The organism is Amycolatopsis orientalis DSM 43388, assembly GCF_000411975.1.
Classification (GTDB): domain Bacteria; phylum Actinomycetota; class Actinomycetes; order Mycobacteriales; family Pseudonocardiaceae; genus Amycolatopsis; species Amycolatopsis orientalis_D.
In genome coordinates, this window is sequence record NZ_ASXG01000177.1 from 1 (window position 1) to 10,972 (window position 10,972).

At 72.5% G+C, this 10,972-nt stretch carries 10 protein-coding genes and 1 pseudogene; 9 read left to right on the forward strand and 2 right to left on the reverse strand.

Features of this window, described 5'->3' with window-relative positions; translation table 11 throughout:
* The 4 genes from infB to L942_RS36785 form a co-directional block, all read left to right on the forward strand.
* A partial coding sequence (gene infB, locus L942_RS36770; RefSeq protein WP_037369133.1) for a translation initiation factor IF-2 occupies positions 1 to 1,990 on the forward strand: 1,990 nt, incomplete at its 5' end.
* Between the two features lie 164 nt (positions 1,991 to 2,154).
* Positions 2,155 to 2,448 carry a DUF503 domain-containing protein gene (locus tag L942_RS36775; protein WP_037369135.1) on the forward strand — a complete coding sequence of 98 codons (294 nt, stop codon included), beginning with the start codon at positions 2,155 to 2,157 and terminating at the stop codon, positions 2,446 to 2,448.
* A gap of 33 nt (positions 2,449 to 2,481) precedes the next feature.
* The gene (gene rbfA / locus L942_RS36780; protein WP_037369137.1) at positions 2,482 to 2,955 is read left to right on the forward strand and encodes a 30S ribosome-binding factor RbfA; all 474 of its coding nucleotides are present in this window, start codon (positions 2,482 to 2,484) and stop codon (positions 2,953 to 2,955) included.
* A gap of 4 nt (positions 2,956 to 2,959) precedes the next feature.
* Entirely contained in the window at positions 2,960 to 3,793 is an 834-nt protein-coding gene (locus L942_RS36785; protein ID WP_037369138.1) for an alpha/beta hydrolase, read from the forward strand.
* A 46-nt stretch (positions 3,794 to 3,839) separates the two neighbouring features.
* On the opposite strand, the gene L942_RS36790 is transcribed toward L942_RS36785, so the two are convergent.
* The gene (locus L942_RS36790; protein ID WP_037369140.1) at positions 3,840 to 4,874 is read right to left on the reverse strand and encodes a TRM11 family SAM-dependent methyltransferase; all 1,035 of its coding nucleotides are present in this window, start codon (positions 4,872 to 4,874) and stop codon (positions 3,840 to 3,842) included.
* Positions 4,875 to 4,899: 25 nt separating this feature from the next.
* Here L942_RS36790 and L942_RS36795 point away from each other — a divergent pair, with 25 nt between their 5' ends.
* Positions 4,900 to 5,910, forward strand: a complete 1,011-nt coding sequence (locus L942_RS36795; protein WP_037369142.1) for a DHH family phosphoesterase — start codon at positions 4,900 to 4,902, stop codon at positions 5,908 to 5,910.
* Positions 5,911 to 6,062: 152 nt separating this feature from the next.
* Here the strand turns inward: L942_RS36795 and L942_RS36800 are convergent, their stop codons facing one another.
* A complete protein-coding gene (locus tag L942_RS36800; RefSeq protein WP_037369144.1) occupies positions 6,063 to 6,632 on the reverse strand; it encodes a TetR/AcrR family transcriptional regulator in 570 nt (189 codons plus the stop codon).
* Positions 6,633 to 6,883: 251 nt separating this feature from the next.
* Between L942_RS36800 and L942_RS36805 the strand changes: the two genes are divergently transcribed.
* The 4 genes and pseudogenes from L942_RS36805 to L942_RS43455 form a co-directional block, all read left to right on the forward strand.
* Positions 6,884 to 8,221, forward strand: coding sequence for an MATE family efflux transporter (locus L942_RS36805; RefSeq protein ID WP_037369146.1), 1,338 nt, complete (start codon positions 6,884 to 6,886; stop codon positions 8,219 to 8,221).
* Between the two features lie 57 nt (positions 8,222 to 8,278).
* Positions 8,279 to 9,100: a PhzF family phenazine biosynthesis protein gene (locus tag L942_RS36810; protein ID WP_037369147.1), complete on the forward strand. Its 822-nt coding sequence runs from the start codon at positions 8,279 to 8,281 to the stop codon at positions 9,098 to 9,100.
* A 113-nt stretch (positions 9,101 to 9,213) separates the two neighbouring features.
* Positions 9,214 to 10,533, forward strand: a complete 1,320-nt coding sequence (locus L942_RS36815; RefSeq protein WP_037369149.1) for an MFS transporter — start codon at positions 9,214 to 9,216, stop codon at positions 10,531 to 10,533.
* Between the two features lie 213 nt (positions 10,534 to 10,746).
* Positions 10,747 to 10,972, forward strand: a pseudogene (locus L942_RS43455) (hypothetical protein); the annotation flags it as partial.

Sequence of the window (10,972 nt, forward strand, 5' to 3'; positions counted from 1 at the left end):
CCCGGCCGGCGGCGGCGGTTTCCGCGGTGGCGGCGGCGGTCGCGGCGGCCCCGGCGGTCGCGGCGGCACGGCCGGCGCCTTCGGCCGTCCCGGCGGGCCCTCGCGCAAGGGCCGCAAGTCGAAGCGGCAGAAGCGCCAGGAGTACATGGACAACATGCAGGCGCCCAGCGTCGGCGGCGTCCGCCTGCCCAAGGGCAGCGGCGAGACGATCCGGCTGCCGCGCGGCGCTTCGCTGACCGACTTCGCCGAGAAGATCGACGCCAACCCGGCTTCGCTGGTGCAGGTGCTCTTCCACCTCGGCGAGATGGTCACCGCGACGCAGTCCGTGTCGGACGACATCCTCGAGCTGCTCGGCGGCGAAATGAACTACAACGTTCAGGTCGTCAGCCCCGAGGAGGAAGACCGCGAGCTGCTCGAAACCTTCGACATCACCTACGGCGAGGACGAAGGCGGCGAGGAAGACCTGCAGGTCCGCCCGCCGGTCGTGACCATCATGGGTCACGTCGACCACGGTAAGACCCGGCTGCTGGACACGATCCGCAAGACGAAGGTCCGCGAGAGCGAGGCCGGCGGGATCACCCAGCACATCGGCGCCTACCAGATCGAGACCGAGCTCGAAGGCGAACCGCGGCTGATCACCTTCATCGACACCCCGGGTCACGAGGCGTTCACCGCCATGCGGGCCCGAGGCGCGAACTCGACCGACATCGCGGTGATCGTGGTGGCGGCCGACGACGGCGTCATGCCGCAGACGGTGGAGGCGATCAACCACGCGCAGGCCGCGAAGGCCCCGATCGTGGTCGCGATCAACAAGATCGACAAGGAGGGCGCGAACCCGGACAAGATCCGGCAGCAGCTCACCGAGTACAACCTCATCGCCGAGGAATACGGCGGCGACACGATGTTCGTCGAGATCTCCGCGCGGGAGAACATCAACATCGACGGACTGCTCGAGGCGATCCTGCTGACCGCGGACGCCGCTCTGGACCTCCGGGCCAACCCGGACATGGAGGCCCAGGGCGTCGCGATCGAGGCGCACCTCGACCGCGGCCGCGGCCCGGTGGCGACCGTCCTGGTCCAGCGCGGCACGCTGCGCGTCGGCGACTCGGTCGTGGCGGGCGACGCCTACGGCCGCGTCCGCCGGATGGTCGACGAGCACAACGAGGACGTCACCGAGGCGCTGCCCTCGCGTCCGGTCCAGGTCATCGGGTTCACCTCGGTGCCGGGAGCGGGCGACACCTTCCTGGTGGTCGACGAGGACCGCGTCGCCCGGCAGATCGCCGAGCGCCGCTCCGCCCGCACCCGCAACGCGCTCAACGCGTCGCGCCGCAAGCGGGTCAGCCTCGAGGACCTCGACTCCGCCTTGAAGGAGACGAGCAGCCTCAACCTGATCATCAAGGGCGACAACTCGGGTACCGTCGAAGCGCTCGAAGCGGCGCTGCTGCAGCTGGACGTCGGCGAAGACGTCGAACTGCACGTCGTGCACCGCGGCGTCGGCGGCGTGACCGAATCGGACATCGACCTGGCGACCGCGTCCGACGCGATCGTCCTCGGGTTCAACGTCCGGGCGCAGGGCAAGGCGACCGAGCGGGCCACCCGCGAGGGCGTCGACGTGCGCTACTACACGGTCATCTACCAGGCGATCGAGGAGATCGAGCAGGCTCTCAAGGGCATGCTCAAGCCGGAGTACGAAGAGGTCGAACTGGGCCGCGCCGAGGTCCGGGACGTCTTCAAGTCCTCCAAGATCGGCACGATCGCGGGTTGCCTGGTCATGTCCGGCGAGATCCGGCGCAACGCCAAGGCCCGCCTCCTGCGCGACGGCAACGTCATCGCGCAGAACCTGCCGATCAACTCGCTGCGCCGGTTCAAGGACGACGTGGTCGAGGTCCGGGAAGGGTACGAGTGCGGTCTCACGCTGGGCTCGTACAGCGACATCAAGGTCGACGACGTGATCGAGACCTACGAACAGCGGGAGAAGCCCCGTAGCTGAGGGGTTCGTCGGTGGGAGGGGCGTGCTCGCAGGCTGCGCTCGCCCCTCCCGCCTCCGCCGGTGTCGTGCGGGGGTCGAACCCCCGCGCCCCCGCCAGGGGGGCAAGCCCCCTGGACCCCCGCCGGGGTCCAGTCGGGCTTTTCCGTCTAGCTTGTTGGGTGCACATGTTTGTCGGAGCTTTGGAGCTCGACTTGCTGCTCGACGACGTGCATTCGTTGAAGCAGAAGCGATCCGCGGTACGGCCGGTGGTGGTCGAGCTGCGGAAGCGATTCGCCGTCTCGGTCGCCGAGGCGGGACATCTGGACCTGCACCGGCGCGCGCTCATCGGCGTCGCCGCGGTCGCCGCCGACGGGGAGCACGTCCGGGACGTGCTCGACGCGTGCGAGCGGTTCGCGGCCGGACGCCCGGAGTTCGAACTGCTCTCCGCGCGCCGCCGGCTGCTCGGCCCGGACGACTAGAACCCCGGAAATCCGGAGAAGGAGACCTCAGCCATGGCCGATCCCGCTCGGGCTCGCAAGCTCGCCAAGCGGATCTCGCAGATCGTGGCCTCGGCGATCGAACACGACGTCAAGGACCCGCGACTGGGCGCGGTGACCATCACCGACGCCCGCGTGACCGCGGACCTGCACGACGCCACGGTGTACTACACGGTGCTCGGCGAAACCGTCGACGCGGAGCCGGACTTCGCGAGCGCCGCGGCGGCGCTGGAGGCCGCTCGCGGCGTCCTGCGCACGAAGGTCGGACAGGGCACCGGCGTCCGCTACACCCCGACGCTCACCTTCGTCGCGGACAGCGTCCCCGACGACGCCCGCCGCATCGAAGAGTTGCTCGCGAAGGCCCGCGAATCGGACGCCGAGGTGGCGCGCCGCGCGACCGGAGCCCAGCCGGCGGGCGAAGCGGACCCGTACAAGGCCCCTCGTGCCGAAGAGGACGAGGAGCAAGCAGAAGAGGAGACGCGCGGCTGAAGCGATGCGGTCAGAGCCCGGTGTCACGCGACGCGGCCTGCTGTTCGGCGGTGCCGCGGCGCTCGTCTCCGCCTGCGCCGGGCGCTCCGCCCCGGTGGTTGCGCCGGCCCCGGCTGCCCCGGCCTCCAGCCCGGCGCCCCTGAAGGCGCCGATCACGATCCACCGCAGGCACTCCGCGGCCCGCGGCCGGGACGTCGACGTCGTGCTGATGACCCCCGACGGCGTCCCCAGCACCGGCCTTCCGGTCTGCGTCGCGCTGCACGGCCGCGGCTCGAACGCCCGCACGTTCCTGGACCTGGGCCTGCCCGCGGCCCTCACCGCCGCGGTCCGGTCCGGAACGCCGTCGTTCGCGGTCGTCGCCGTCGACGGCAGCCACTACTGGATGCCGGACGGCAGCGACGACCCGCACCGGATGCTCGCCGACGAACTCCCCGGCTGGCTGTCCGAGTCGGGCCTCCGCCCGATGACCGGCCTCTTCGGCATCTCGATGGGCGGCTTCGGCGCGCTGAACCTGGCCCGCGGCCGCCGCGACGTGACCGCGGTGGCCACCTGCAGCGCGGCCCTGTTCCGTACCTGGCCGGAAGCCCGGTCGAGGCACGTCTTCCCGTCCGAGGACGCCTGGACAGCCGCCGAACCGCTGCGGCACCTGGACGAACTCCCGCCCCGGGACCTCGGCGTGTGGTGCGGCGACGGAGACCCGTTCCTGCCGGCCAACCGGAAGCTGATCAGCGGCGCCCACCCGGAGGTCGCGCGGATCACGCCGGGGAAGCACACCTCGCAGTACTGGCGGGGAGTCCTGCCGGAGGTGCTGCGGTTCCTCGGGCCGCGGCTGAAGTAGCGGCAGCACCGGCCTGGGGCCGCCGCTGCGGGACCGCGGCGGGAACTCAGCCCGGCTTCCCCGCCACCACGAGATCGCGCACGATCGCCTGGTCCACCCGGTGCGCCAGCTCCTCGTACGGCCCGCCGGACCGCACCTCCAGCCCGGCCCGTTCCAGGATCGCCACCAGGTCCTCCCGCGGCAGCACGTGCGTGTTCCAGGAGATCCCCATCGCCCCGCCGGGCCGGAGCACGCGGTTCCACACCGGGATCGCCGCCGCGAGCAGGTCGCGCGGGCTGCGGGCCAGGCCGGCGTCGCGGTGGCTGCCGTGCTGCACGCCGTACGGCGCGTCGGTCACGATCAGGTCCACCGACGCCGGGCGCAGGACCTCGTCGGTCGTCAGGGTGTCGGCGTTGAGATAGCTCAGCCGGCGGGTGCGGCCGGCCTTGTAATCGTCCTTGTCGAACGCGTACTCGATGTCCAGTCGGCGGCCGAGGCGGACCTTGTTGCGGCGCAGCTGCCCGGATTCCGCCGTGTGCTTCACGCGTTTCGTGCGCAGCCACGTCTTCACGAACTGTTCGTACGCCTCGAAATCGCGTCCATCGACGTCGAGGCCGGTGGCGTCGAAGCCGTACATCACGGCCTGATTCAGCGTCGTCCCTCGGCCGCACAGCGGGTCGAGCACGTGCAGTTCGCGGTCCGGCCAGTCCGCGGGCCGCGAGGTGGCCAGCAGGGTGAGGTTGAGCAGCAGTTTCGTGAACTGCTCGTTGGTCTTGCCCGGGTACTTCTGGATCGTCAGCAGGTCGGAGTCCGCCTTCGCCAACGGATGCACCGCGACCGGCCGCAGCACGCCGTCGCCCAGTTCGAACAGGGCATACAGCGAGGACAGGTTCGACAGCAGTGCCAGGTCGCGCTCGCCGAGCGGGGCCGCGCAGGCGAATTTCACGTATCCGACCCCGCCGAGTTCGATCTCTTCGATCGCCGACACGTCGGCGGAAAGCCCAGCGCCGAAGGCCGCCAGCTCGGCGCGCAGCAACGCCGGCGACGAGGCGGCGTACACGCGGTTGGCGGAAGGCAGAACGAGGATCACGTACTCAGGCATCCCGCAGAGCGTAGCGTGACACTTCGTGACAGCTTCCCTGGTACAGGACATCGAGGCCGCCGCCGCTCTGCTGGCCGAGGCCACCGACGTGACGCTGCTCGGACACGTGCGTCCCGACGCCGACGCCCTCGGCAGCGCGCTGGCCCTGGGCCACGTGCTGCATCGCGGCGGCGCGCGCGTGCGGGTCGCCTTCGGAGAGCCGGACGAGGCCCCCGAAACCCTGGCCTGGCTGGACGTCGACGGCCTGATCACCCCGGTCGACGCCCTCCCTCCGACGGACGGCGTGCTGGTCGCGCTGGACACCCCGACCCTGGGCCGGCTGGGCAGGCTCGCCCCCAGGGTCGCCGCGGTCCGCGACGCGGGCGGTTCGGTCCTGGTCGTCGACCACCACGCCACCAACGCCCGCTACGGCACCCACCACGTCGTCGACGACACCGCCGAAGCCACGGCGATCCTGGTCACGCGCATCATCGAGGCGATGGGCGCCGACCTGGACGCGGCCGCCGCGCGCTGCCTGTACGCCGGGGTCGTCACCGACACGAGCGGCTTCCGCCGGGCCAGCCCCGAAACGCACCGGATCGCCGCGCGCCTGCTGGAAGCCGGAGCCGACCCGGGCGAGGTGGCCCGCCGGATCGTCGACGACCACCCGTTCGCGTGGCTGCCGATGCTGGCGAAGGTGCTGGCCGAGGCCCGCCTGGAACCCGAAGGGGCGCAAGGATTCGGTTTCGTCCACACGGTCGTGCGCGCCGACGCCGCGGCAACGGTGCGGCTCGAAGAGGTCGAGTCGGTGATCGACGTGGTGCGCGCTACGCGGGAGGCCGGGGTCGCGGCGGTGCTGAAGGAGGCCGGGCCCGGTCCAGTGTGGACGGTCTCGCTGCGCTCGGCGGGCGACATCGACGTGTCGGCCGCCGCCGCGGAGTTCGGCGGGGGAGGACACCGCATGGCGGCGGGATGCACGGCGGAGGGTCCGGCGGAGGAGGTGCTGGCCCGGCTGCGGGAGGCGCTCGGGAGGGCACCGCTGCTGCGGGCTTCCTGACCCTGGATTGTCGGCGTGGGCGGCACCGCTCGTACGTCCGGGGCTGAGGTTCCAGGCCGACGGGTGCTCAGGGCGTCGCGGCTTTGGCGCATCCGGCGCTCATGAATTCCGGGCCTCCTTCGCTCGCAGGAGGAACGGCCGTTCGCGCCGGATCACCGCGGTCGGCGCAGCCCGTCCAGTACGAGGGTGATCACGTCGTCCGCCTCGGTCCGCCAGTTGGGCCGGTTGTGGGCCGCGCCGACGCCGTGCAGCGCCATCATCACGGCGCCAGGGTCCACGTCGTCGCGAACGGTGCCGTCCCGCACGGCCGCGGCCACCAGGTCGGCGACCGCCTCCTCCAGTGCCTTGCCGCCCCCGGCTAGGGTGCCCGAGCGGTCGGCCAGGAGCGTGGCCAGCGTCCGGGCCAGGCCTTCGTGGGCGGCGATGTGATCGACCATGCCGCGCAGGAAGGCCGCCAACGCCTCCGCCGCGGGCAGGGTGTCCCGCAACTGGCGGGCGCGGTCGCACAGCGCGGCGACTTCCCCGTGGTAGACCGCCTCGGCCAGCGCTTCGCGGGTGGGGAAGTGGCGGTACAGCGTGCCGGTGCCCACCCCGGCCAGCCGGGCGAAGTCGTCGAAGCGCAGGTCGAAGAAGTCGCCGGCGTCGAAGATCTCGCGCGCCTTGGCGATCAGGATGTCGCGGTTGCGCCGGGCGTCGGCCCGCAGCGGCTTGTCGGCGGTCATGCCCTGCCTTCCGTCGGCAAAGACGTCCTCCACCGGGAAGTGGAGATCGCCTCCAATTCGATCGTATCCGACGAGATGTCCCCGCTGGCACAGCCGGGCGGGCACCGCGTCGCGAGTCGCGCCGCAGAGACGCCGCGGGTATCCGATCCGCTTGCCCCGCAAGCGAATTCCGGGCCCCGTTCACCCGGGGCCAGCCGCCCTGGGCGTCGGGGCCGCCGGAATTGTCGGTGCCGGTGGCTACTCTCCTCCTTGTGTCCGAAAACGCCACGACCACCGCCGTCAGCGGTGACCGCATCCCGCCCCGCCGAGTGTTCGGCCTCGCCGTGCCCGCGCTCGGCGTGCTCGCCGCCGAACCGCTCTACGTGCTGGTCGACACCGCCGTCGTCGGCCATCTCGGAGCGTTGCCGCTCGCTGGCCTCGCGCTGGGCGGCGTGGTGTTGTCGCAGGTCTCCACGCAGCTCACCTTCCTGTCCTACGGCACCACGTCGCGCACCGCGCGGCTGCACGGCGCGGGCAGGCGCGCCGACGCGGTCCGCGAGGGCGTGCAGGCCACCTGGCTCGGCGTACTGGTCGGGCTGGTGCTGCTTGTCGCGGGCCAACTGCTGGCCGGGCCGATCGCCCGCGCGCTTTCGGGCAGCGACGAGATCGCCGCGGCGGCCGTGTCGTGGCTGCGGATCGCGTTGTTCGGCGCGCCGCTGATCCTCGTCACGATGGCGGGCAACGGCTGGATGCGCGGCGTGCAGGACGCCACCCGTCCGCTGCGCTATGTACTGGCGGGCAACGGAATCTCCGCCATCCTGTGCCCGGTGCTGGTCTACGTCGCGGATCTCGGGCTGGAGGGGTCGGCGATCGCGAACGTCGTGGCGCAGGTGGTGTCCGCTTCGCTGTTCATCGCCGCGCTGGTGCGGGAAAAGGTGCCGCTGCGGCCGGAATTCCCGGTGATGCGCGCACAACTGGGTCTCGGCCGGGACCTGGTGCTGCGCAGTTTCGCGTTCCAGGCGTGCTTCGTGTCGGCCGCCGCCGTCGCCGCGCGCACGTCGACCGAGGCGGTCGGGGCGCACCAAGTGGTGTTGCAGCTCTGGACGTTCCTGTCCCTGGTGCTCGATTCGGTCGCGATCGCCGCGCAATCGCTTGTCGGCGCGGCGCTCGGCGCGGGAGCGGCGCGGCAGGCGCGCGGCGTGGCCACGCAGATCACCGGATACGGCCTGATCCTCGGCTGCTTCCTGTGCGTGCTGTTCGCGGCGTTGTGGAGCGTCCTGCCGCACGCCTTCACGTCCGATCCCGGAGTGCTCGGCCAGATTCCGCACGCCTGGTGGTTCTTCGTGGCGCTGCAACCGGTCGCGGGCGTGGTGTTCGCGCTCGACGGCGTCCTCCTCGGCGCGGGGGACGCCGCCTTCCTCCGCACCGCCACACTCGTCAGCACCGGTCTCGGATTCCTGCCGCTGATCTGGCTGTCGCTGGCGCTGGGCTGGGGGCTGAGCGGGATCTGGAGCGGATTGTCGCTGTTCATGGTGTTCCGGCTGGCGGCGGTGGTGGCGCGATGGCGGTCCGGGCGGTGGGCCGTGGTCGGCGCGGTGCGGGAGGCGTGATGGTCTGGCGGCGAAACCCGCTCGCCGCCGGCACCCGGCGGATGCGAGGGTGGGCGCATGCCGAAGTTCACCCAGGTCGACGTTTTCACCGACGAGCTCACCCGCGGCAACCCGCTCGCCGTCGTGCACGGCGCGGACGGGCTGTCCGACGAGCGGATGGCCGCGTTCGCCGCCTGGACGAACCTCAGCGAGACGACGTTCCTGCTGGAGCCGGTCGATCCGGCCGCCGACTACCGCGTGCGGAGCTTCACCCCGGGCCGGGAGCTGCCGTTCGCCGGGCATCCGACGCTCGGGTCGGCGCGGGCGTGGCTCGCCGCCGGGGGAGTGCCGAAGGCCGGGCACCTCGTGCAGGAATGCGGGGCCGGGCTGGTCCGGGTGCGCCGCGACGGCGACCGGCTGGCGTTCGCCGCGCCCCCGCTGCGGCGCGGCGGTCCGGTGGACGACGCCGACCTCGCCGCGGTGAAGCGCGGCCTGCACCTCGGCGACGCCGACGTCCTCGACGCGCGCTGGGCGGACAACGGCCCCGGCTGGGTCGCGCTGCTGCTGCGCGACGCGGCGACCGTCCTCGCGATCGAGCCGGACTTCGGCGCGCTCGGCTCGTACAAGGTGGGCGTCGCCGGTGCGCAGCCGGCCGGATCCGACACGGCGTTCGAGGTCCGCGCGTTCAGCGATGTCGTCGAGGACCCGGTCACCGGAAGCCTCAACGCGGCGCTCGGGCAGTGGCTGATCGGCGCCGGCGTCGCGCCCGAGTCGTACGTCGCGGCGCAGGGCACGCGGCTCGGCAGGCGCGGGCGGGTGCACGTCGAACGGGACGGCGACGACGTGTGGGTCGGCGGCGAAACGGTCGTCGGCATCCGGGGCGAGGTGGACCTGTGGTGAAGCACACCCCGGTTACGGCTATGTATCGAGGTTGCTGAGGCGATACAACTATCGAGGCGGCAGCGTCGTCGTCCTCCTCTGTCCCGACGCTCGCCCGCACTCTGGAGGAACTCTTGACGCCCGCCGGCCGCGCCCCTGTCCGGTCCTGGCTCATCTGGCTCACCGCGGTCACGGTGTACCTGCTCGCCGTCTTCCACCGCACCTCGTTCGGCGTCGCCGGGCTGAAGGCGGCCGAACGCTTCGGCGTCGGGTCCGCCGCGCTCGGGATCTTCACCGTCCTGCAGGTCGGCGTCTACGCGGCCATGCAGATCCCGACCGGCGTGCTGGTCGACCGCTACGGCCCGCGCCGCGTGCTCACCGCCGCCGTCCTGATCCTCGGCTCCGGGCAGCTCCTGCTCGGGCTCGCCGACACCTACGCGCTCGGCCTGGTGGCCCGCGCCGTCCTCGGCTTCGGCGACGCGCTCACCTTCGTCAGCGTCCTGCGCCTGGTCGCCGCGCACTTCCCCGCGCACCGGTACGCGCTGCTCGCCTCGTTCACCTCGTGCGTCGGCTACATCGGCAATCTCATCGCGACCGTCCCGCTCACGCTGCTCCTCGACGGTCCAGGATGGACAGTCACCTTCCTCGCGGTCGGCGCGGTGACGGTGCTGTACTCGGTGCCGGTCGCGCTGCGGGTCCGCGACACCCCCGACGGCGCGCCGGAACGCCAACGTGACCCCGTGCGCCCGGCGGAACTCGGCCGGCAGGTCAAACTGGCCTGGCGGACCCCCGGCACCCGGCTGGGTTTCTGGGTGCACTTCTCGACGATGTTCGCGCCGAACGTGCTGACCCTGTTGTGGGGCATGCCTTTCCTGGTGCAGGGCGAGGGCTTGCCCGCGGCGACCGCCAGCGCGCTGCTGACGGTCTTCGTGTTCGGCTCGATGGCGGGCGGCCCGCTGCTGGGCGCGGTGATCGGCCACGCCCCGGCGCTGCGGGTGCCGCTGGTCGTCGGCTACCTCGCCGGCGCGACGATCGTGTGGGCGGTGCTGCTCGGCTGGAACGGTCACGTCCCGGTGGGCGTCCTCGTCCCGGCGTTCGCGTTCCTCACCCTGGGCGGCCCGGCGTCGATGATCGGCTTCGCCATCGCCCGCGACTACAACCCGCTGTCCCGCGTCGGCACCGCGACCGGAGTGGTGAACGTCGGCGGCTTCCTGGCGACCACCGTGACCGCCCTGCTGATCGGCATCCTGCTGCAGGCGACCGGCGGCAACTTCCGGATTTCGCTGCTGGTCGTCGTGGCCGTGCTGGCACTGGGCGCGTCGCGGATGCTGGTGTGGTGGCGGCGGGCCCGCGCCCAGGTCTTCGCCGCGGCGGCGCGCGGGGAAGAGGTCCCGGTCCGCATCCGGCGGCACCGCTGGGACCGCGCCCCGGAAGACGCTGTGGCCGCCGCCTGACCTGCTCCGCCCGGGCACTCGCGAGCGGCGAAGTCCACGTCGGACTGGCATCGCCGCTCACGAGAACCCAGCCCTGCCACCACTGCCTCGCGCGCGCTCCGCCTCGCGCCCGCGCGCTCGGCCCTCGCTGCTCCGCCAGCACCTGCGCGCTCTGCCCCGCCTACGCGCTCTACCGCTCGGCTCGCGCACGCGCGCGCTCGCCCGCAGGCTCCGCCCGCCGCGCTGTGCGGCCCGCCGCCGCTGCCGGCCGCCGGTTCGGCAGCGCGCGTGCCGATGGAGCGGCTGGCCGAGTCGGAAGCCTCGCTGCGCGAACTGCTGAAGCAGTTCTCGGTGCCGACTTCGCTGGGCACCACAGCCGTTCCGGAGGTCTCGGTCGCCGACGCCCGCGCGACGGCCGCTCGGCTCGCGCACGCGCGCTCGCCCGCGGGCTCCGCCCGCC

Coding starts and splice junctions, on each gene's coding strand:
- L942_RS36775 (WP_037369135.1), top strand. CDS start 2,155: ATGTTTGTCGGAGCTTTGGAGCTCGACTTGCTGCTCGACGACGTGCAT.
- rbfA (WP_037369137.1), top strand. CDS start 2,482: ATGGCCGATCCCGCTCGGGCTCGCAAGCTCGCCAAGCGGATCTCGCAG.
- L942_RS36785 (WP_037369138.1), top strand. CDS start 2,960: ATGCGGTCAGAGCCCGGTGTCACGCGACGCGGCCTGCTGTTCGGCGGT.
- L942_RS36790 (WP_037369140.1), bottom strand. CDS start 4,874: ATGCCTGAGTACGTGATCCTCGTTCTGCCTTCCGCCAACCGCGTGTAC.
- L942_RS36800 (WP_037369144.1), bottom strand. CDS start 6,632: ATGACCGCCGACAAGCCGCTGCGGGCCGACGCCCGGCGCAACCGCGAC.
- L942_RS36810 (WP_037369147.1), top strand. CDS start 8,279: ATGCCGAAGTTCACCCAGGTCGACGTTTTCACCGACGAGCTCACCCGC.